Below are 21,231 nucleotides of genomic sequence, written 5' to 3'. Positions count from 1 at the left end.
TTTCGTCGGCGGTCAGATCGACCTCTAGGGTCTCACGGACCGCCGACAGCCCTCACGTGTCACGACGCCGGCGGCTTCGGGATCTTGTAGTTCTGGCCGAGAACCACGGAGACGTCGGCGTTCGCGGCGGGCTTGCCCTGCTTCACCGCGCTCGTCGGAAGGCCCAGCGTCTTGGCGATCTCGACGGCCTTCGCCTTGTCCTCGGCGGTTCCGTACAGGACCTGGGACGTCGCCTCGGCGTCCGCCTTGCCGCTGTCGACGAAGGCGTATCCACCGTTGACGAGCTGGACCCTGGCCGCGTTCGTCCCGGCGGTGTCGCCGGTGGCGTTCCGGACACCCACGCGCACGGCGGCATCCGGATCCGGAGCCTTCACCGCACCGCCCAGCACGTCCTTGACCACGTCCTCGGTCGCCTGGTCGGTGAGCGTGCCGTCGGCCTGGACCGGAAGCAGCTCCGTCTTGTAGTCGCCGACCTTGGCGTGGCCGGCGAGCTTGGCCAGCGAGGCGCCCAGGTCCTGCTCCGGCAGGGAGGGGTCGAGGATCTGCGCCAGCGTCTGGATCGTGACGGTCGCGGCCTTGGGGTCCTCGGACATCTTGCGCAGCACGCTGCGCATGACCTGCCCGAAGCGCGTCAGCTGTTTGGCCTCGGCCTCCCCCGGCCCCTGGTAGGTGGCGTACGCGACGGCCATCTGGCCGCTCAGCGTCTGGGCCTCGCCCTTGTTCACGAGCGGGGCGGCACCCTTCTTGGTGTCGGGCACCTCGGTGTCGGTGTCGACCTCGATGTTGCCGACGAGCTCGACGAGGTTCTCGAGATACGGGGTGTCGAGCCGCCAGGTTCCGCTGATGCGGGTGCCGAGCAGGGTGTCGATCGCCTCGCGGGTGCCGGTGGACCCGTCGTCGTCGACGGACTTGCCGAGCGTCGTGGTGGAACCGTCGTCCGACGCCACGGCGAGCGAGTTGGGGAGCAGGACGGTGGTGCCCTGCTTGGTGGTGACGTTGTCGACGAGTAGCGCCGTGGAGGTGCCGCCCTTCTTGGTGTTGTGCAGATGGACGACGATGACGTCCCGCTTCTGCGGCCCGGTCGCCGTGGCTCCCTGCTCGTCCTGGCCCGAGAGACCCGGGACCTTGCCGGCGAACCAGAGGTAGCCCGCACCGCCGACGACCACGAGGGCCACGACGACTATCAGCGCGACCATCCGGTTGTGGCCGCGCCGTCGGGCCTCCTCGCGCCGTTCGCTGCGGCTCTCGGTGAATTTGAGCCAGTCGATGACGTCTTCGGAGTCCTCGTCGGGCTCCTCGATGAACGAGAACTGCTCGGTGCGGTAGTCCCGGTCGGCGCGCCGTGGACCGGGAACGGCTGTGTCCGCCGCCGGTTCGGGCTCGCGCCGGGGCTCCGGCACCGGCGGCGGCGCCGTGGCCGGGGCGGCGGGAGCCTGTGCGGCGTTCCACTGCTGGGCGGTGTCGTCGACGGCGGGCTGCGTGCCGGTGTCGTAGCCGTACGCGGAGTAGCCGCCCTCGCCGTACCCGTACGACTGCTGCGCCTGCTGCTGGGTGTGCTGGTAAGGGTCGTACTGCTGCTGTGTGCCGGCGTACGGGTCGTAGCCGTACCCCTGCTGCGGCTGCCCGTCCTGCTGGGGCTGCTGTTGCTGCTGCTGCGCGTACGGGTCGTACTGCTGCTGGTCGTAGTGCTGCTGCCCCTGCTGCTGATAGACCGGCTGGCCGTACGCGTCGTAGCCGATGATCTGCGGCTGCTCCTGCTGGTACGGGTCGTACGGGTTCTGTCGGTCGTTCACAGGTGCCCCTCTCCGTGGCTCATTCGCCGCGGTACAGCTGGCGCTTGTCGATGTAGCGGACGACACCGTCCGGCACCAGATACCAGACGGGCTCGCCCTGCGCGACCCTCGCACGGCAGTCCGTGGACGAGATCGCCAGCGCGGGCACCTCCACCAGCGAGACACCGCCCTTGGGCAGTCCGTCGTCCGTCAGCAGGTGGCCCGGCCGGGTCACGCCGATGAAGTGGGAGAGCGAGAACAGCTCCGCGGCGTCGCGCCAGGTGAGGATCTGGGACAGGGCGTCGGCGCCGGTGATGAAGAAGAGGTCCGCGTCGCCGTGGACCGTGCGCAGGTCCCGCAGCGTATCGATCGTGTACGTGGGTCCGCCACGGTCGATGTCGCTGCGGCTGACCGAGAACTGCGGGTTGGACGCCGTCGCGATGACCGTCATCAGATAGCGGTCCTCGGCCGGTGACACCTGCTTGTGGCTCTTCTGCCACGGCTGGCCGGTCGGGACGAAGATGACCTCGTCGAGGTGGAACTGGGCGGCCACTTCGCTGGCCGCCACCAGGTGTCCGTGATGAATCGGGTCAAACGTCCCGCCCATCACGCCGAGTCGGCGCTTGGCGCGGCCGGTAGGCACTTTCTGCTCTCCCATGCGTGCAGACCCTACTGGCACAGCTGTTCGCGTCTGCCTCAGCGGTCCCGATTGAAGCGGGTGGTGATCCACAGGAGGAGCAGCAGCACGAAGAGCGCGCCACCACCGGTGAGGTACGGGCTGAGGCTTTCGTGGTTACCGCCCTGCTCGCCTTCGGCGGCGAGGGTGACCAGCTGGTGCGCGGTGCTCGTGAGGCTCATCTTCTGCAGGACCTATCCATCGGGAATCAGGAGGGAGACGTCGCGCACATCGTATGCGGGCGCTCCGGGCACGCTCACGCCGACTCAGTCGTTGTTGTCGTCGTTGCGGTATCCGCGCAGCAGGAACCAGGCGAGCAGCGCCGCTCCCACCAGCGCGACGAGCAGGACGACGCGGAGCGTGTCGCCCGGCCCCTGATCCTCGGACACGGCGGCGAGCAGTACGGCGGTATGCGGCATTCCGGGCGCTCCTCAAAGTTATCCACAGCCCCCCGCACACCGTAGCGCCAGCACATACGCTGGCTTCTGTCAGGGGGACGAGCGACGTCTCGTACGAACAGGGGGCATCCATGACCGACACCAGTCACGAGAGCGTGCCGAGCAGGCAGCGCAGGCGATTCCCGGACATCTCCTCACGGGCCTACGAGCATCCGGCGGACCGTTCCGCCCTGGTGGCGCTGCGGAAGCTGAGCGGTTTCGACACCGTCTTCAAGGCGCTGAGCGGCCTGCTGCCCGAGCGCAGTCTGCGACTGCTCTTCCTGTCGGACTCCGTCCGGGTGAGCGACGCCCAGTTCACCCATCTCAACGACATGCTGCGGGACGCGTGTTACATCCTGGACCTCAAGAAGGTCCCGCCGATGTACGTCACCCAGGACCCGCAGCCCAACGCCATGTGCATCGGCCTCGACGAGCCGATCATCGTCGTGACGACCGGCCTGGTCGAGCTCCTGGACGAGGAGGAGATGCGGGCCGTCGTGGGGCACGAGGTGGGCCACGCCCTCTCCGGTCACGCGGTGTACCGCACGATATTGCTCTTCCTCACCAACCTCGCGGTGAAGGTGGCGTGGATCCCCCTCGGCAACGTCGCGATCATGGCGATCGTGACGGCGTTGCGTGAGTGGTTCCGTAAGTCGGAGCTGTCCGCCGACCGGGCGGGGCTGCTGGTGGGCCAGGACCTGCGCGCCTCGATGCGTGGCCTGATGAAGATCGCGGGAGGCAATCACCTCCACGAGATGAACGTGGACGCCTTCCTCGCCCAGGCAGACGAGTACGAGAAGGGCGGCGACCTCCGCGATTCCGTGCTCAAGATCCTGAACATGCTGCCCCGGACCCACCCGTTCACCACGGTGCGGGCCGCGGAGCTGAAGAAGTGGTCGGAGACCCGGGACTTCCAGCGCATCATGGACGGCCACTACCCGAGGCGGGACGAGGACAAGAACACGTCGGTCACGGATTCCTTCCGGGAGTCCGCAGCGCACTACGCGGGTTCCGTGCGCACCAGCAAGGACCCGCTGATGAAGCTCGTAGGGGACATCGCGGGTGGGGCGGGCGACCTCGGCGGCAAGCTCCGGGACAAGTTCACCGGCGCGGGCAACGGGGGCTCGGGCGGTGGCACGGCCGGCAAGGGCGGCGCCTCGGATGCTACGGGCGGCTCGGAGGGGACGTGGCGGCGCCCGGGCCCTGACGAGGAGGGGCCGGAGTCGGGGAGCTGATCGTCAGCGTGCCGCAGAGGCCCGCGGTGGGCACACCGGTGGCGTACGGGTCAGTGCCGTGGGGTCCCCGCGTGTCCGCCCGCTCACCTGCGAGCAGCGGATGCAGGGTGCCCGCCGTGTCGGCCGAGCAGGACTGCGGTCCTGCCTGGACATAGGCGTTGCGGACCTCCACCCGGTGCAGCCGGATGTCCTCGCGGTCCACGAGGAAGTGCAGGACGCGGCGGACGGTGAAGAGGGAGGCTCCGTCGGGCCGGTGGGGGCCGGACACGGCGGGCCGCAGCGCGTAGGTGAAGGTGTGGTCGGACACCACCTCCAGGGTGTCCGCCCCCGCCTCCGCATAGGTGAGGGTGCCCCGCACCCGGATCTCGGGGTCGGCGAGCTCCACCTGAGCCGGGTCGAAGCGCACCAGCCAGCCGGTCGCGACGTGCTCGCCGTCGTCAGCCGGTGAATCCATGCTCCGGTCGAACTGCACCGTCTGGTCCGGGTCGAGCAGCCGCCCGACCGGGCGGACGACGCCGCCGGTGAGCACGTCGGGGTCGAGAGAGGAGTTCACCAGGTAGTCCTTGACCGTGGTCAGCGCGATCGTCACCTGGCTGTCGGAGAAGTTCTTCGTCCGCCGGACCGTCGGAAGGTTGATTCCGGAAGCACCGGAGCGGTCATCCGCGGCCGGGCCGTCCGCGAGGAGTGCGTCGGCGGTACCGCCGGGCACGGGGCCCTGGGGCGCGAGCGGTATCACGGTGGTCTGCAGCGGTTCGGCGCGTCGGCCGACGGGGGTCGGATAGGGGTTGCGGAAGCCGATGTAGACGGCGGTGGCGAAGGCCAGAGCGATCAGGACGACCAAGGCGATGCCGGCCCTGGAGCGGTGCCGGCGCGTCCCCCGGCCGGGAAGGGAGCGGACGGCGCGCGCATGCTCGCCCATCCGCTCCTGGGCGGAGAATTCCTGCAGCCGGGCAGCGCGCACAAACGATTCGTCGAAGACGAGCGAGCGGTACTCGTCATCCCCGCCCGAGGGGTTCTCGGGCGGCCCTTCCGGCGGTTCTCGGCGGCCTGTCATGACTTCTCCCGGTCCTCCGCGCCACCTGCGAGAACTGGCGCTGGGAACCGCCCCGGCCGCTTGGCCTCGGGCGGACCTGTCCGTCACGGGGTCGACACATGGACACGTGGCTGCCCCTCTCCCCGGAGACGGGGACGGGAGGAGGGGTCACAGGGTCATACCTTCAGAGTAGGTCGATCGTCATCAAGGTAAACGCCCCGCAGGTGGGAGCGCAGGTGGAGCGCGTCCAGGAGGCGCACCCCTGGAACGCGACCGGGTCCGAGGCCACCTGAGCACCCCGGGAACCGACCCGGCCCGCGATCACGGGGTGCGGCCGAGTCGCGCCGGGGCTGACGGGGTGCGGCGGCCCGAGCACGCCCCGGCCTCCCCTGCCTCCTCCCCTCCCCTCCCCTCCCCTCCCGGAACGCGACGCCCGGAGCACTCCCGGACGACCTGAGCACGACGCCCGAAGCATGTCCGGGCTGCTCACGGAGGGCGACGCCGGGCTGCACCGAAGTGCTGCTGGAACAAGCCCGGGCCCTCAGGTGCGGCCGAGGGCGCGCGTGGGCTGATCGGGTGGGGCGGCGGTGGCACACCCGGCCACCCGGAACGCGGCGCGCGGGGCGCTCCCCGGTCCCGGCTCACGAGGCCCGGTCCGAGCACGCCTGGGCTCCCTGAGCACGGCGGCCCGAACACCCTGGCCTCCCGGAGCGCGGCGACCGGACACGGCGGGCCCTGCGCTCGGCGCTCGGCGAACTTTGGGCTGCTCACGAAGCCCGGCGCCCGGCACACGCCCGGGTTACTCACGGAGTGCGGTGGCCAGAACCCACCCAGCCTCCCTGAACCGACGACCGGACCGCCTCCCGGCCCCCGGAGCGCGGCGCCGAGCAACCCGGCGCACGCCCGGGCTGCTCACCGAGTGGGGCGGCCAGAACCCACCCAGCCTCCCTGAACCGACGACCGGACCGCGTCCCGGCCCCCGGAGCGCGGCGCCGGGCAACGCGGCGCACGCCCGGGCTGCTCGCTCAAGGCCGGTGCCCGGAGCGTGGCCAGGGCCCTCAGGAGTGCGGCCGGAACACGCCCTTCGCCCAGTGAGGTGTGGTGGGGGGTGAGGGCGTCCGTGACGGAATGCGGCGGCCCGATCAGGCGCACGGAACGGGGCCCGGGCGGAGCACGCCCGGACTCACGGCGTGCGGGGTACCACGGAGACCGTAGGGCGCGAGTAGTCGGCGGGGGCGGAGGGGACCGCGCCCGGCTTGTCGACCCCGCTCGTGACGGGAGGAGGCACCTGCTCCTGCCGGTTGGCCGCGGCCCCGCGGTAGACGGCGCTGAAGGCCAGCGCCACCATTCCGATCCCCATCAGCAGCGCGAGCAGCCACGCCACCGGCCGGTGCCAGCGCGCCGAGCCGCGGTAGGGGCGGAGAGCGCCCCCATGGCGCCCGTAGGGGCCGCTGTCGTCGCCGTGGACACCATCGGGGTTGTCGGGGTCGAAGGAGCCGCCGTAAGGGCTCTCGCGGCCGTACAAGCCGTCCGGGTCGTAGCCCTCTTCGTAGAGGTCGTCGTCCAGGGCACCGCCACCCGAGCGCGCCCTGCTCGCCTCGGCTTCGGCGCGCGCCTGCGCGGCGGCGACCAGTCGCTCGACCGCGGTGGGTTCATGGATCTCGGCGGACCGTACGAAGTCCTCGTCGAACACCACGGCGGCGAAGTCCTCGTCCGCGCCTCCGCGGTCGTCGTCGGGCTCCCAGCCGTCCTGGAACGGCCTGCCCCCCACGTCGTCCGGCACGGATTCAGCGTAGCCCCGGCGGGGCGTTTTGGGCAGAGAGCCCGCAGATTCGCCCGCCCCGCCGGAAGCATCCGGCTATCGGATGTGGCCGTCGCCGGTGACGATGTACTTCGTCGACGTCAGTTCCGGCAGCCCCATCGGCCCCCGGGCGTGCAGCTTCTGCGTGGAGATGCCGATCTCGGCGCCGAATCCGAACTGCCCGCCGTCCGTGAACCGGGTGGAGGCGTTCACGGCGACCGTCGTGGAATCCACCAACTGGGTGAAGCGGCGGGCCGCCGCCTGCGAGGTGGTCACGATGGCCTCGGTGTGGCCGGAGGACCAGAGCCGGATGTGCGCCACGGCCGCCTCGAGCGATTCCACGACCGCGGCGGCGATGTCGTACGAGAGGTACTCGGTCTCCCAGTCCTCCGCCGTCGCCGCCACCACGGTGGCCTTCGTGCCCTCGGCGTAGCCGAGCACCCGCTCGTCGCCGTGCACCGTCACTCCGGCCTCGGCCAGTGCGTCGAGGGCACGCGGCAGGAAGTCCGCGGCGACGTCCTTGTGGACGAGGAGCGTCTCGGCCGCGTTGCAGACACTCGGGCGCTGGGCCTTGGAGTTGACCAGGATGCCGACGGCCATGTCGAGGTCGGTCTGCGCGTCGACGTACACGTGGCAGTTGCCGGTGCCGGTCTCGATCACGGGGACGGTGGACTCCTCGACGACCGTGCGGATCAGGGAGGCGCCGCCGCGCGGGATCAGGACGTCGACGAGGCCGCGGGCCCGCATCAGTTCCCGGACCGAGTCCCGGTTCTCGCCGGGGACGAGCTGCACGGCGTCGGCCGGCAGACCGGAGCCGCCCACCGCGTCGCGGATCACCCGTACGAGCGCGCTGTTCGAGGCGTACGCGGAGGACGAACCCCGCAGCAGCACCGCGTTGCCCGACTTCAGGCAGAGGGCGGCGGCGTCGACCGTCACGTTGGGCCGGGCCTCGTAGATGATGCCGACGACGCCGAGCGGTACGCGCACCTGACGCAGGTCGATGCCGTTGGGGAGGGTCGAGCCGCGGACCACTTCGCCGACCGGGTCGGGCAGTGCCGCGACGTCACGGCAGTCCGCCGCGATCGCGCGGATGCGCTCCGGGGTGAGCGTGAGCCGGTCGACGACGGACTCACTCGTGCCGGCCTCCCTGGCACGGGCGACGTCCTTCGCGTTGGCCTCGACGATCTCGCTGGTACGCACCTCGAGCGCGTCCGCGATCGCCAGCAGGGCGTCGTCCTTCGCCGCGCGCGGGAGTGGCGCGATGTCGTCGGCGGCGGCGCGTGCCCGGTAGGCCGCCTGGGCGACCGGGGACATGTTGTCGTACGGCGAAAGCGTGGTCATGCCCGCAGGGTAATGCGCACACTGCGGGCATCCGTCACGTATCCCGTGATGCGAGACGGCTGTCCCGGCACCCGCACACGTCCCTCGCGCGGCGCGGGTGCGGGAGGGTCCCGGAGGGCTCCCGGTACGGGCCTGTCCAGGCCACCGAGGCACACGCCACAACGGGCGGGGCCGAGGCTCACCCGCCCGGGACCCGGTTCCGGCGCCGCCGCTTCCCGCGGTGGGCACGGACGACACGGACGGACGACTGCCGCAAGGGGCGCACTCCTGGCGCCTGCCGTACCGACGCGCGCCGGCGGCTCCAGGCGGTATCAGCGCACCCCGGCGCGCCTGCCGTACCGGGCACACGCGCGCCGGCGGCTCGGGCCGTATCGGCGCACGCCCCGCGCGCCTGTCCTACCGGGGGCAGTAGTCACGCCCCGTCGTGGCCGACCGGGCGGTACAGGCGCACGCCGGAGCACCGCTCAGTACGGGTGCACCCCGACCGGGGCGGCCGGCGGCGGCCCGTAGCCCTCGGCCACACGCAGGTGGTAGGTCTCCCGGTCGATGACTTCGAGGCCGACGATCTCCCAGGGCGGGAGTTTCGCGCTGGACCGGTGCTCCCCCCACAGCCGCAGCGCGACCGCCGCGGCGTCGTGGAGGTCCCGGGCCTCCTCCCAGTAGCGGATCTCCGCGTGGTCGTTGGCGTACCGGCTGGTCAGGAGGAAGGGGTGGTCGTGAGCCAGCTGTTCCAGGCCTCGTCTGACCTCCTTCAGCGGAGTCTCGCCGCCGGAGACACTGAGCGTGATGTGCCACAGCCTGGAGGGGGTCCGCTCCTCCTCCGTCACCACCGGTTCCTGCTCAAGCGTCTGGTCGGTCGGCGCACCGACGAAGTCGGCCCCCGCTCCGACGCTGGTCAGGGCGCGGCTGCCCGTTCCGCGGGGCAGCGCCCCCGGGCGCGCTCGTCTCACCGGCGGCCTCCTGTGAATGCGTAGCTTGCTGACCCCTTTGTTCCCCGTGACAAAGTTGACCAGCCCAGGGCCGGGCGTGGGGCGGTTTTCGTGAAGGTCTCCGCCCGAAGGCTGGACTTTCAGCCGTTTCAGGGGGCCGGTTGGGGCGTCAGAACGACGAGATCGTCCCTGTGTACGACCTCTCGCTCGTAGGCCGGGCCGAGTTCCCGCGCGAGGTCCCGGGTGGATCTGCCGAGCAGCTGCGGGATCTCCTTGGCGTCGAAGTTGACCAGCCCGCGGGCGATGGGCCGCCCGGCGGGGTCGCGCAGTTCGACCGGGTCCCCCGCCGAGAACTCCCCCTCGACCGAGCTGATCCCGGCCGGCAGCAACGAGGTCCGCCGCTCGACGACGGCGCGCACCGCCCCCTCGTCGAGGGTCAGCGCGCCCTGGGGCGTCGAGGCGTGGGCGAGCCAGAGCAGCCGGTCGGCCGAGCGGCGTCCGGTGCGGTGGAAGTACGTGCCCGTGTCACGCCCCGCGAGCGCGTCGGCGACGTGACTCGCGGAGGTGAGGACGACCGGGATCCCGGCGGCGGTGGCGATCCTGGCGGCCTCGACCTTGGTGACCATACCGCCGGTGCCCACGCCGGCCTTGCCCGCGCTGCCGATGGCGACGCCCTCCAGGTCGGCGGGGCCGCTCACCTCGGCGATGCGGGAGGTGCCGGGCGTGCTCGGGTCCCCGTCGTAGAGGCCGTCGATGTCCGAGAGGAGGACGAGGAGGTCGGCGTGGACCAGATGGGCCACCAGCGCGGCGAGCCGGTCGTTGTCCCCGAAACGGATCTCGTCGGTGGCCACCGTGTCGTTCTCGTTGACGACCGGGAAGGCGCCCATCTCCAGGAGCTGGCCCAGTGTGCTGTAGGCGTTGCGGTAGTGGGCCCTGCGACTGGTGTCGTCCGAGGTGAGCAGGACCTGGCCGACCCGTACGCCGTAGCGCGCGAAGGAGGCGGTGTAGCGGGCCACGAGGAGCCCCTGGCCGACACTCGCGGCGGCCTGCTGACGGGCCAGGTCCTTGGGCCGCCGCACGAGCCCGAGGGGGGCCAGACCTGCCGCGATGGCACCGCTGGAGACGAGGACGATCTCGCGCTCCCCGCCGCTGCGCACCTTGGCGAGGACGTCGACGAGGGCGTCCACCCTGTCGGCGTCGAGACCGCCCGCCGCCGTGGTGAGCGAGGAGGAGCCGACCTTGACGACGATCCTGCGGGCATCGGTCACTCCCGGCCTGCGGCCGGTACCGTCGGCCAGGGGTGCGCGGGGCGCACCGCCGGTTTCCACAGCCGCGCCTTCGGATTCCCTTGCCCCTGACACGTACGCCCGTCCCCATCACGTCGTCCTGCTCGGTCTCCTCAATCTACGCGAGGGGCCGCGTCGGCACCCGGCCGTCTCACAGGCTGTCCCTCGGGGGGGCACTCGACAGAAGAAGCGCCCCGAGTCACGTTCCGACATGGCACCGAATGGAGCCATTTACGTAATCTCCACCGGCCATTCATCGGGCTACCCTCGTGTATGTGACAGATGAACCGACCCGCCAGAAGCGCATTTTGCTCAGATCGGGCAAAAGCCCCTTCGATGTTGCCTCAGTCGAAGAGTCCCTCCACAGAGACGTCTTCGCCACCAACGCCGGCAACCTGATCTTCAGTGACGCGGCGCAGAAGATTCTGACGACTCCGCGGGCGGCGGTCTTCTCGAACGGCATCCGCACCGATCCGTCGGCGGCTGCCCGCATCAACGAGGAGTACGACGTCTTCGTCGTGCCCCTCGCCAACGCCTTCCGCCCGACGTTCGAGCGGCCCCTGAAGCGGATGACGCAGCTGATCAAGAAGCTGCGCATCCCGGTCGTCGTCCTGGGTGTGGGCGCGCAGGCCGACCTGAAGTACGACGCCTCCCGGCTGAAGCCGATGGAGCCGACGGTCAAGGAGTTCGTCACCGAGGTCCTCGACCGCAGCGCCTCCATCGGGGTACGCGGCGAGTTCACCGAGCAGTACCTCAAGGGCATGGGCTTCCGGGACGTCGAGGTCATCGGCTGCCCCTCCATGTTCATGAACGGCGAGACGTTCACGCTGGAGCGCAAGACCGAGGCGCTCACCGCCGACTCCCTGATCTCGGTGAACGGCTCGCACAGCGCCGTGCGCTCGCACGGCCTCGACGCCATCATCCGGCAGGCCCACGAGCGCTACCCGAACCTGCGCTTCGTCGGGCAGAACCTCCTCGAGGCCCAGCTGCTCCACTGGCGGGAGACGCCGAACCCGCTCGGCGCCCAGACCTCGATGCCGACCCACCCGTCCCACCCGATGTACCGCGAGGGCAAGGTCCGGCTCTACATCGACCCGGCCACCTGGATCGACGAACTACGCGCGTTCGACTTCTCCTTCGGCTCGCGCATCCACGGGAACATCGCGGCCCTGCTGGCCGGGGTCCCCAGCACCGTGCTCTGCAGCGACTCGCGAACCCTGGAGCTCTGCCGCTACTTCGGCATCCCGCACCGCAAGATCTCCGAGACGCCGAAGAACATCGACCCCGCGGAGCTGTACGAGTCGGCCGACTTCGGCGAGCTGGTGAACGGCCACAAGGAGCGCTTCCTGCGTTTCGCCGGCTTCATGGAGAAGAACGGCCTGGAGAACACCTTCCACCACGGCGACAGCGGCAAGGCCTTCGACGCCAAGATGGCCAAGCTCGCCCTTCCGCCGGCCGTCCGCCCGTGGACCGAGACGGACCTGGACTCCCTGACCAGTCGTTTCGGCTGGATGCGGAGCCGGATGGACGAGCTGTCCTCGCAGAACGCCCTGCTGCGCAGCCAGCTCGACAAGAGTGCCCGTCAGGTCAGCATCAAGGTGCAGGCGGGCGAGGGCCCGGCCGCGTGGCCGTCCGCCTACCGTCGCGCCCGGCGCGTCGTGGGGCGCCCGGTCCGCAGGCTGCTGCGCCCCGAGCAGTAGGGATCACGTCCACTGCCGCCTCACGCCCTGTGGGCACTGCGCGGCATGTGCAGCCCGGCCGCTCTGGCCGTTCTGCGCGCCTTGCGGACCAGCCTCCGCAGGAAGGCGGCAGTGGACTGACGCCCCGGCACCTCGACCCGCTTCCGGCCGATCCACTCGGTGACGGTCACCTCGTACGCCGACAGGGGCAGCACCGTGCCCTCGCCGAAGTGCGGGTAGACCAGGTACAGCCGGCCCCTGAGCCCCTTGCGGACCTGCCGGGGCTTCTTCTTCTCGTGCATGAACCGCAGGATGTCCAGGAGCAGGTCGAGCCTGCCCTCCGCGATGCAGAGGAGCCGGAGCCGCTCCTGGACCTTGAGGCGGCGGGCCAGGCCGGGCGTCCAGTACGCCTCCAGCAGCGGGGCCGCCAGCTCCATCTTCCTCTGCCGCACCTCGTCGGACTGCCGCAGCAATCCGGGCCCGAACTGCGGGAGCAGCGTGATCACCAGGGGACGGACCATCAGGGTGTCCCGCTTCGGCCCCGGCGGGACATGCGTGGCGATGAGTTTCATCAGGGCCCGGGCCGAGTCGAAGCGCAGCAGGTAACTGCCGCTCTTGGTCACGTGCTTGCCGTCGTCCCGGCCCACCAGGTAGTAGCAGGTGTAGTCGGCCACGACGGAGACGCCGTTGCCCCGGAGGTACGCCTCCATGGTGAACAGGGCGTCCTCACCCGTCCTGAGCTCCTCGTCGAAGCGCATCCCGAGCCGCACGAGCAGGTCCCGCCGGAAGAGCTTCTGGGCGCTCAGGGTGAACTTGATGTTGGAGGAGTAGAGGTCCGCGCGCTCGACGGTCTCCTTCCACATCGACTTCGCGGCCCCGCGGTTGACCCCGACGACCTTGCCGAGCACCACGTCCGTCCCCGCGCGGTCGCCCATCGCGACCATCCGCTCCAGGGCCTCCTCGCCGAAGTAGTCGTCCGCGTCGAGGAAGAAGACGTACCGGCCACGAGCGAGCCCGAGGCCCACGTTGCGCGGGCCGCTCGGCCCACCCGAGTTCGCCTGGCGGACGACCCGCGTCTCGATGGCGGTCCGGGCAGCGAACTCCTCCAGATACGCCCCGGTGCCGTCGGTCGACCCGTCGTCGACGGCAACGATCTCCATGCGCCCGGCCGGAAGCGTCTGCGCCTCGACGGACTCCAGGCAGCGGATCAGGTAGGGCATCGCTTCGTAGGCGCCGATGACGACGGTCACGTCTGGTGTGCTGTTACTCATCTCTCCCCGGTTCGCGCAAACGTGCATTGATCAGGAGAAACGATGAAACGACGGCCCATGCCGTGTTCCTGGTACGGACACACCGAACGGCCCGTACGTTCCTCCTCCCCAGGAGGAAGACGGACGAGCCGTTGGGTGGGTTGCGTCGTGAACCGGACGGGTTTCGAACAACTGGATGACGGCTGGATTACACCTGGCCGTCAGCCGTCCCCGGCCATCGGCTCGCCGTCCGCGCACCGGGGCTCCGCCGGACCGAGGGCGTGACGTCCCGCCCCAGGACCGGTACCGCACACCGTCGATGTCCGGCCACGTCCCGGTCGGCGGCACGTCGCCGCTGAGCCGGCTCGCCGTCCGGCCGGCCGCGGGATGCCGCTCGGCCGGCCGGACGCGCAGGGGTCAGCGGAGCGCCGAGGGACCCGCGCCGATCTCGGCGTCGGCCTCCGGCGTCGGCACGTCGGGGTCCACCACCGCCTCCGCCTCGGCGACGACCTCGGCCGCGCCGTCACCGACGCCGCTGGTCGCGGCCTCGGGGTCGGGCAGCGGGGCGGGCTGCTGCCCGCCGAGGCGCTGCGCGACGCCGGCGTTGCGGGCCTCAGCCTTGGCCGTGAGCGCCCGCACGGCGGCGTTGAACTGCTCCATGGAGGTCGGCTCGTCCGGACCCAGCAGGTAGGTCTTCAGCTCGTGCCGGGCCCCGGCCAGCGGGTCCGTCGCGGGATCGGCGACCGCGCTCAGCAGTTCGTCGATCTCCGCCGCGTCGTTGGAGAGGATGACGGCCGCGCGCACGGCGGTGTTCTGGCGCTTGAACTCCTCCGCGCCGAGCTTCGCCGAGTCGGTCACGGCGTACGGCTTGCCGCTCGCGATGAAGTCGGACACCACACTGGAGATGTCCGAGACCATGGCGTCGGACTGGTTGAAGCAGTCGTACAGCTTCGGCTGCGCGCCGGACACCGTCTTGTGCTCCCACCAGCCGAAGGAGCGCCAGTAGGCGTCGTTCCACTCGGCGCGCAGGGTGGCGATCTCGGCCTGGCGGGCCGGGTCGGCGAGGGCGACCCGCGACTCCTCCGACTCGTCGCCCCCGGCGCGGCCGGGCATCGCCAGCGCGGCCAGCCGGGCCTCGATGCGGGCCAGTTCGGCCTTGGCGGCGTTCTGCCCCGCGGCGGCGGCCGACGCCTCCTTCGCCCAGCGCGGGTCGGCGGCACGCTCCTGGGCGGCCTTGGTGATCAGCGCCTTGATCCGGGCGTTCACGGCCTTGGCCTTCGCGCTGCGGATGCCGGTGAACGGGTGCGGCTTGTAGATGACCCGGACCGGGCTGTCCGCCTTCAGCAGGCGGCGGACGATGTTCTCACCGGCCAGCAGCAGCGAGGTGTTGCCCGGGTTGTCGTCCCAGCCCTCCCAGGTGGGGGCGTACAGCACCGTCGGGATGGGGTTCTTCGTGCTGCCGGTCCAGCTCTCGATCGGCGCCAGCTGGGGCCGTCCGACCTCGACGATGTCCTCGTCGCGGATGCCGACGTCGGCCAGGGCGTAACGGTCGCGGCCCGCGCGGCCCGCGGTCCAGACCTCGTCGTAGACCTTGGAGTACGGGTTGACGCTGGCCAGCTTGTCGCTGTCGCCGTGGCCGATGAAGACGTGCTTCATGGTCGGGACGCGCAGCATGTGGATGTTCTTGCCGACGTTGGCCGGATACAGGCACACGCGGACGGTGGAGAGGTTCAGGTTCATCAGATGGGTGCCCGCGGGCACGCAGACCACCGGCACGGAGGTGTCCGCGAGCTGCGGCACGAGGTTGCGCTCCCGCATGACGATCAGCGGGCGCCCCTCGACGGCCGCCATCGTGTCCAGCCACATGTTGCCCTGGTAGGCGGACTCGTTGGAGCCGGAGAAGTAGAGCACGACGGTCGGCTGGTACTCGCCCAGCCAGGTGTCCAGGGCCTTCAGCACGGCAGGGGCCGAGGGCGCCCGGCGGCTCCGGCGCAGGTACGGGACGAGCAGGGCGTTGAAGACCACGGCCAGCAGGAGCGTCACCCCGGCGCCGATGTAGCCGGCCAGGTCCACACCCGTGCCGGCGGCGATCAGGATGCCTGCCACCGCGGGCAGGTCGAGGTGGAGCATCTTCTCGCTGGAGCGGTGCAGCAGGGCACGCGGCGGGGCGTCGGGGATGCGGACGGCGTGCAGGTCCACGTTCCGGGTGACGATCGGCAGGGTGCGACGGAGCCGGATCAGCGTCGTGAGCGCGCCGTGCGGGGCCTGCAGACCGTAGAAGAGGAGGAAGCAGGCGACCGCCGCGTAGAAAAGCGGCTCCTCGGCGAGGTCCAGCCGGGCCAGCAGAAGGATGATCATCAGCTGGCGGAGCAGGAAGCGGATGGACAGTCCGGCCCGGACCTTGCCGAGCCTGTTGACCAGGTAACTGCCGCGCTGGTGCAGGTACCAGTCCGCGACGTACGTGACAGCCGTGGCCGCCGCGAAGAACCAGATATCGGGAAGAAGAGCGGCGATCATGACGCAGGGGTAACCCAGCATCATCAGTATTGCTGCCGCCAGTTCTGACCGACTGCCCACACGGGCCAGGCGGATGGCTGTCGAAATCACGAAGGACCTGCTCCAGAGGGTGCCGGTTGTTTCACGTATGGAGGGAATTGTGAAGGTGCGGCTTCACGCACTCGGGCCTCTGCAATCATCGAAATGATCGCAGAGGCCCGTAAAAGTACATTTGTCAAGAATTATTACACATCTTCCTGACGGTCCAACACCGAGGCCAGCGCCTGCTCGAATCCCGAGGCCTCGGTGACATCGCGGGTCGGGTCCTGCTGCCGTACGTCGATGACGTGGCCCGTCATCGCGGACAGGAGGACGTCCAGCGAGGTGCGCGCCACGGCTTCGGAGGAGAGCAGCGAGCCCTCCGGCTCCTGACCGAACGCCTTGGTGCGCATGGGGGTGGCGGTGCGCTCTGGGTTCACGCAGTTGACCCTGACGCCCTCGCCGGCCCACTCATCGGCCAGCGCCTGCGTGAGGTTCACCATCGCGGCCTTGGTGGAGGAGTAGAGGCTGTACTCGGCACGGCCCCGGGTGTAGCTGCTGGAGGTGTAGAGCAGCAACTGGCCCTGGGTCTCCGCCAGATACTTGTACGAGGCGCGCGCGATCTGCACCGGCGCCAGGTAGTTGACGTTCAGGGCTTCCTGGATCGTCGTGTTGTCCGTCTCGGCCAGCTTGCCGATGCGCAGGACGCCCGCGGTGTTGATCACGTAGTCGATGCGGCCGGTCTCGGCGTACGCCTTGGAGAGCGCGTCGTCGATGTGCTCCGGGTTCTCCACGTGGGTGCCGGTGGTCGAGCGGCCCAGCGCGTACACGCTGGCGCCGTACTGCTCGGCCAGCGTGGCGATGTCGGCGCCGATGCCGTAGGAACCGCCGAAGACGACCAGGGTCTTGCCCGAGAGCAGGTCGCGGTAGGCGGCCTCGTCGGCCTGGCGGGGGGCCGCCGTGGAGGCCAGCTGGAAGAGCTTGTCGGTGATGAAGACGTCGACCGGCTGGGTCACCTTCATGTTGTACTCGTCGCCCGCGACCACGTAGATCGGCACGTCGGGGAGGTACCGCAGGACGACCGAGCAGTCGTCGGTGGCCTGGAAGTTCGGGTCCCCGGCAGCGACCTCGTACGCCTTGCGGATCGTGGACAGCTTGAACGCCTGCGGGGTCTGGCCGCGGCGCAGCCGGGACCGGTCCGGGACGTCGGTGATGAACTCGCCGTCCTCGCCGTGGGTGCGGGTGACGATGATCGTGTCCGCGGACGGGATGGCGACGTCGACGGCCTGGTAGCGCTCGAGGGCCTCGACACAGTCCTTGATGACGCGCTGTGACAGCAGGGGGCGCACCGCGTCATGGAAGAGGACGTTCCGGTCCTCGCCCGCCGCGAGTCCCTCACCGAGGGCGGCGATGGCGCGCTCGGTGGTCTCGTTCCGGGTGCTGCCACCCTCGATGATCTTGGTGACCTTGGTCAGGCCGGCCTTGGCGACGATCTTCTCGACGTCCGGCACGAAGCCGGGCGCCATCAGCACGATGACGTCGTCGATGTCCTCGGCGTTCTCGAAGATGCTCAGCGTGTGCTCGATGACTGCCTTACCGGCGATCTTCAGCAGCTGCTTGGGGATCGCCAGTCCCACACGCTGACCGGTTCCACCGGCGAGCACGACCGCTGTGGTCCGGGGCTTGGCTTCATGCGGCACAGACACAGACGACCTACCTTGCGATGACAGGGGGGAACAGTGTGATGGTCGCACTCTCCGTGACCGTCTCGCAAGGCGGACGTTTACCGGCGCTTGCCGTGGGGAAACCCGCAGTTCACCGCCTGGCCAGGCAGATTGCGCCCCCGGAGCCCCGTACCCGGAGTGACGGACTCCACAGAGTCTTACGCAATCCCCACATCGCCGACGGCCCCGACGCCCGCCACCTGGCGATTCGCTGTGAATCCGGGCGCCCCCACGCGCGGCGGGGGCGCCCGGCACGACCGGCCTAGAAGGGGTCGAACTCGTCGTACTCGCGCTGGGCGTCGTCCCGCTCGGACTCCCGCTCGCGGCGGCGCTGGGCGGCGGGACGGGGGGCCTCCAGGCGGTGGTCCTCACCGCGACGGCCCAGCATCTCCGCGCCGGCGGCCATGGTCGGCTCCCAGTCGAAGACGACCGCGTTCTCCTCGGCGCCGATGGCCACGCCGTCGCCGGCCTGGGCACCCGCCTTGCGGAGCTCGTCCTCCACGCCGAGGCGGTTGAGCCGGTCGGCGAGGTAGCCGACGGCCTCGTCGTTGTTGAAGTCGGTCTGCCGGATCCAGCGCTCGGGCTTCTCGCCGCGCACGCGGTAGATGCCGTCGTCCTCCAGGGTCACGGTGAAACCGGCGTCGTCGACGGCCTTGGGGCGGATGACGACCCGCGTCGACTCCTCCTTCGGCTTGCTGGCGCGCGCCTCCGCGATGATCCCCGCGAGGGCGTACGAGAGCTCGTTGAGGCCCTTGTGCGCGATGGCCGAGACCTCGAAGACGCGGTAGCCGCGGGCCTCCAGGTCCGGGCGGATCATGTCCGCGAGGTCCTGGCCGTCCGGGATGTCGACCTTGTTGAGGGCGACGATGCGCGGGCGGTTCTCCAGGCCCCCGTACAGCCGCAGCTCCTCCTCGATCATGTCGAGGTCGGAGAGCGGGTCACGGTCGGACTCCAGCGTCGCGGTGTCCAGGACGTGCACGAGGACGGAGCAGCGCTCCACGTGCCGCAGGAACTCCAGGCCGAGGCCCTTGCCCTGGCTGGCGCCCGGGATGAGCCCGGGGACGTCCGCGATGGTGTAGACGGTCGAGCCCGCGGTGACGACGCCCAGGTTGGGCACCAGGGTCGTGAACGGGTAGTCCGCGATCTTCGGCTTGGCCGCGGAGAGCACCGAGATCAGCGAGGACTTCCCGGCGCTCGGGTAGCCGACCAGCGCGACGTCGGCGACGGTCTTGAGCTCCAGGACGATGTCCCGGCTCTCCCCCGGCTCGCCGAGCAGCGCGAAGCCGGGCGCCTTGCGGCGGGCGGAGGCCAGCGCGGCGTTGCCGAGGCCGCCACGGCCGCCCTGGCCCGCGACGAAGGTGGTGCCCTGTCCCACGAGGTCGGCCAGCACGTTGCCCGCCTTGTCGAGGACGACGGTGCCGTCCGGGACGGGGAGCACGAGGTCCTGGCCGTCCTTGCCCGAACGGTTGTCACCCGCGCCGGGCTGACCGTTCGTGGCCTTGCGGTGAGGGTGGTGGTGATAGTCCAGCAGCGTGGTGACGGACTGCTCGACGACGAGGATCACGTCGCCGCCGCGCCCGCCGTTGCCCCCGTCGGGGCCGCCCAGCGGCTTGAACTTCTCACGGTGTACGGAGGCCACGCCGTGGCCTCCGTTACCCGCGGCGGCATGCAGCTCGACGCGGTCCACGAAGGTGGTCATGGTGGGGGCCTCCAGGTACTGCGGAAAAAAAACGGAATTGTCTCTTGACGTAACGCGCCGAGGGCGGACCCGCTTCCCCGGTTGCCGGGAAAGCTGAGATCCGCCCTCGGAAGGTGCTGTGTCGTCTCGCCGGTGCCTGGATCAGGCAGCGACGGGAACGATGTTCACGACCTTGCGGCCACGGTGCGTACCGAACTCCACCGCACCGGCGGTCAGCGCGAACAGCGTGTCGTCGCCGCCACGGCCGACGCCCGTGCCCGGGTGGAAGTGGGTGCCGCGCTGGCGGACCAGGATCTCACCGGCGTTGACGGCCTGACCGCCGAAGCGCTTCACGCCGAGCCGCTGAGCATTGGAATCGCGCCCGTTCCGAGTGGACGATGCGCCCTTCTTGTGTGCCATGTCTTCTCAGTCCCTTACTTCGCAGCCGCGGGGATACCGGTGACCTTGATCGCCGTGTACTGCTGGCGGTGACCCTGACGGCGGCGGTAACCCGTCTTGTTCTTGTAGCGAAGGATGTCGATCTTCGCGCCCTTGTGGTGGTCCACGACCTCGGCCTGGACCTTGATGCCGTCCAGGACCCAGGGGTCGCTGGTCACGGCGTCACCGTCGACAACGAGCAGGGTCGAGAGCTCGACCGTGTCGCCAACCTTGGCGGTGGAAATCTTGTCAACCTCAACGATGTCGCCGACAGCAACCTTGTGCTGGCGACCACCGCTGCGCACGATGGCGTACACGCGGATCTCTCTCTCACTCGGAACGGATCCCCTGATGCCAGCCGCCCGCGCGGGCCGGGGCCCGCGACAGTCCGGAAGGATGAGCGGCCTCCCCCGGGGACGGATCACCGGGAGGGATGTGCTCAGGGGGTAGGCGCACAGAAACACGCCGAGGGTCAAGGTTACGGGGCGGGGTGCGGGGGGTCAAACCGGCCGCCACCCCACCCCTCCTCGTCGACGGCCCCCCGGATCCAGCCGTCCGCATCAGCGGGCCGGGTAGGCGCCGTGGCGGGGCGGAGGCAGCCGTTCACGGACGCCGGCGGCCGAACTCGTATGCTCTCCTGGCAACTCCGCCCGCCAGGAAGGCACACGACGTGAACTACAGGGTCCAGCCCACCGCCCAGGTCGACGAGAGCGCCGAGATCGGGGACGGCAGCAGCGTCTGGGAGCTCGCACAGATCCGTGAGGGCGCAAAGCTCGGCGAGGGCTGCGTGATCGGGCGCGGCGCGTACGTGGGCACCGGCGTCCGGATCGGGAACAACGTCAAGCTGCAGAACTACGCCCTGGTCTACGAGCCGGCCGAGCTGGGCGACGGCGTCTTCGTCGGTCCCGCCGTGGTCCTCACCAACGACCACAATCCGCGCTCCGTCGACCCCGAGGGCAAGCAGAAGCGTGGTGGCGACTGGGAGGCCGTGGGCGTGAAGGTCGCCGAGGGCGCCTCGCTGGGTGCACGGTCGGTGTGCGTCGCCCCGGTACGGATCGGCCGGTGGGCCATGGTCGCGGCCGGCGCCGTGGTGACCAAGGACGTGCCGGACTTCGGTCTGGTCGTGGGCGTTCCGGCCCGCCGGATCGGCTGGGTGGGCCGCAGCGGCGTCAAGCTCGTCGAGCGTGCGGGCGAGCCGGGCGTCTGGGAGTGCCCGCAGACGGGCGCGCTGCACGACGAGACGGACGGCGTGCTCACGGAGCGCGCGGCCTGAGCGCTCCACGCCAGGAGAGTCCGGGGCCCCGGCCCGCGGCACGCGAGAGGTCTGTGGCCCGGGGAAGTCGAGGAAGCCCCGGGCACGGGCCCACGGAGGACTCCGCGGGGCCGTGAAAGCCCAGGACTCCCCGCTCCGCGCCCG

General features: G+C 70.5%; 18 protein-coding genes. 3 read left to right on the top strand and 15 right to left on the bottom strand.

Annotated features, from left to right (window positions below; all coding sequences use genetic code 11):
- Positions 1-59 precede the first annotated feature (59 nt).
- From ACFY8O_RS08800 to ACFY8O_RS08785, 4 genes are all read right to left on the bottom strand, one after another.
- Positions 60-1,793, bottom strand: a complete 1,734-nt coding sequence (locus ACFY8O_RS08800; protein WP_387900159.1) for an LCP family protein — start codon at positions 1,791-1,793, stop codon at positions 60-62.
- Between the two features lie 19 nt (positions 1,794-1,812).
- On the bottom strand, positions 1,813-2,430 hold the full coding sequence (nadD, locus tag ACFY8O_RS08795) for a nicotinate-nucleotide adenylyltransferase (RefSeq protein WP_145801576.1): 618 nt from the start codon (positions 2,428-2,430) through the stop codon (positions 1,813-1,815).
- Between the two features lie 38 nt (positions 2,431-2,468).
- Positions 2,469-2,630: a hypothetical protein gene (locus tag ACFY8O_RS08790; RefSeq protein ID WP_167526117.1), complete on the bottom strand. Its 162-nt coding sequence runs from the start codon at positions 2,628-2,630 to the stop codon at positions 2,469-2,471.
- Positions 2,631-2,714: 84 nt separating this feature from the next.
- Positions 2,715-2,867 (bottom strand): hypothetical protein, encoded by a 153-nt coding sequence (locus tag ACFY8O_RS08785; RefSeq protein WP_167526116.1) that lies wholly within the window; start codon positions 2,865-2,867, stop codon positions 2,715-2,717.
- A 110-nt stretch (positions 2,868-2,977) separates the two neighbouring features.
- Between ACFY8O_RS08785 and ACFY8O_RS08780 the strand changes: the two genes are divergently transcribed.
- Entirely contained in the window at positions 2,978-4,120 is a 1,143-nt protein-coding gene (locus ACFY8O_RS08780) for a M48 family metallopeptidase (protein ID WP_387900157.1), read from the top strand.
- On the opposite strand, the gene ACFY8O_RS08775 is transcribed toward ACFY8O_RS08780, so the two are convergent.
- The 5 genes from ACFY8O_RS08775 to proB all read right to left on the bottom strand — a co-directional run bounded on the left by ACFY8O_RS08775 (position 4,050) and on the right by proB (position 10,492).
- The gene (locus ACFY8O_RS08775) at positions 4,050-5,174 is read right to left on the bottom strand and encodes an SCO2583 family membrane protein (protein WP_387900155.1); all 1,125 of its coding nucleotides are present in this window, start codon (positions 5,172-5,174) and stop codon (positions 4,050-4,052) included. The genes ACFY8O_RS08780 and ACFY8O_RS08775 overlap by 71 nt on opposite strands.
- Before the next feature lie 1,162 nt (positions 5,175-6,336).
- The gene (locus tag ACFY8O_RS08770; protein ID WP_387900153.1) at positions 6,337-6,936 is read right to left on the bottom strand and encodes an SCO2584 family spore wall biosynthesis protein; all 600 of its coding nucleotides are present in this window, start codon (positions 6,934-6,936) and stop codon (positions 6,337-6,339) included.
- Between the two features lie 75 nt (positions 6,937-7,011).
- Complete coding sequence (locus ACFY8O_RS08765; protein ID WP_145801572.1) at positions 7,012-8,295, bottom strand: glutamate-5-semialdehyde dehydrogenase; 1,284 nt, start codon at positions 8,293-8,295, stop codon at positions 7,012-7,014.
- A 464-nt stretch (positions 8,296-8,759) separates the two neighbouring features.
- Positions 8,760-9,245 (bottom strand): hypothetical protein, encoded by a 486-nt coding sequence (locus ACFY8O_RS08760; RefSeq protein WP_145801571.1) that lies wholly within the window; start codon positions 9,243-9,245, stop codon positions 8,760-8,762.
- 128 nt (positions 9,246-9,373) lie between these two features.
- Positions 9,374-10,492 carry a glutamate 5-kinase gene (gene proB / locus ACFY8O_RS08755; RefSeq protein WP_145802731.1) on the bottom strand — a complete coding sequence of 373 codons (1,119 nt, stop codon included), beginning with the start codon at positions 10,490-10,492 and terminating at the stop codon, positions 9,374-9,376.
- A 293-nt stretch (positions 10,493-10,785) separates the two neighbouring features.
- Here proB and ACFY8O_RS08750 point away from each other — a divergent pair, with 293 nt between their 5' ends.
- On the top strand, positions 10,786-12,210 hold the full coding sequence (locus ACFY8O_RS08750) for a polysaccharide pyruvyl transferase family protein (RefSeq protein WP_387900151.1): 1,425 nt from the start codon (positions 10,786-10,788) through the stop codon (positions 12,208-12,210).
- 20 nt (positions 12,211-12,230) lie between these two features.
- On the opposite strand, the gene ACFY8O_RS08745 is transcribed toward ACFY8O_RS08750, so the two are convergent.
- The 6 genes from ACFY8O_RS08745 to rplU form a co-directional block, all read right to left on the bottom strand.
- Positions 12,231-13,460, bottom strand: a complete 1,230-nt coding sequence (locus ACFY8O_RS08745) for a glycosyltransferase family 2 protein (RefSeq protein WP_387900149.1) — start codon at positions 13,458-13,460, stop codon at positions 12,231-12,233.
- 396 nt (positions 13,461-13,856) lie between these two features.
- Positions 13,857-15,956, bottom strand: coding sequence for a hypothetical protein (locus tag ACFY8O_RS08740; protein ID WP_387900148.1), 2,100 nt, complete (start codon positions 15,954-15,956; stop codon positions 13,857-13,859).
- A gap of 224 nt (positions 15,957-16,180) precedes the next feature.
- Positions 16,181-17,680 carry a D-ribitol-5-phosphate cytidylyltransferase gene (locus ACFY8O_RS08735; RefSeq protein WP_145801566.1) on the bottom strand — a complete coding sequence of 500 codons (1,500 nt, stop codon included), beginning with the start codon at positions 17,678-17,680 and terminating at the stop codon, positions 16,181-16,183.
- A 280-nt stretch (positions 17,681-17,960) separates the two neighbouring features.
- Positions 17,961-19,397 (bottom strand): GTPase ObgE, encoded by a 1,437-nt coding sequence (gene obgE / locus ACFY8O_RS08730; RefSeq protein ID WP_145801565.1) that lies wholly within the window; start codon positions 19,395-19,397, stop codon positions 17,961-17,963.
- A 141-nt stretch (positions 19,398-19,538) separates the two neighbouring features.
- Entirely contained in the window at positions 19,539-19,796 is a 258-nt protein-coding gene (gene rpmA, locus ACFY8O_RS08725; protein ID WP_014045902.1) for a 50S ribosomal protein L27, read from the bottom strand.
- A gap of 14 nt (positions 19,797-19,810) precedes the next feature.
- Positions 19,811-20,131, bottom strand: coding sequence for a 50S ribosomal protein L21 (gene rplU, locus ACFY8O_RS08720; RefSeq protein WP_014045903.1), 321 nt, complete (start codon positions 20,129-20,131; stop codon positions 19,811-19,813).
- A gap of 353 nt (positions 20,132-20,484) precedes the next feature.
- Here rplU and ACFY8O_RS08715 point away from each other — a divergent pair, with 353 nt between their 5' ends.
- Positions 20,485-21,087 carry an acyltransferase gene (locus ACFY8O_RS08715; protein WP_145801564.1) on the top strand — a complete coding sequence of 201 codons (603 nt, stop codon included), beginning with the start codon at positions 20,485-20,487 and terminating at the stop codon, positions 21,085-21,087.
- Positions 21,088-21,231: the final 144 nt, after the last annotated feature.

It is taken from the genome of Streptomyces argenteolus (assembly GCF_042902585.1).
Taxonomy (GTDB): Bacteria; Actinomycetota; Actinomycetes; order Streptomycetales; family Streptomycetaceae; genus Streptomyces; species Streptomyces argenteolus.
Note: the sequence above shows the minus strand (reverse complement) of the source record. Positions and strands in the feature narration are given on the sequence as shown.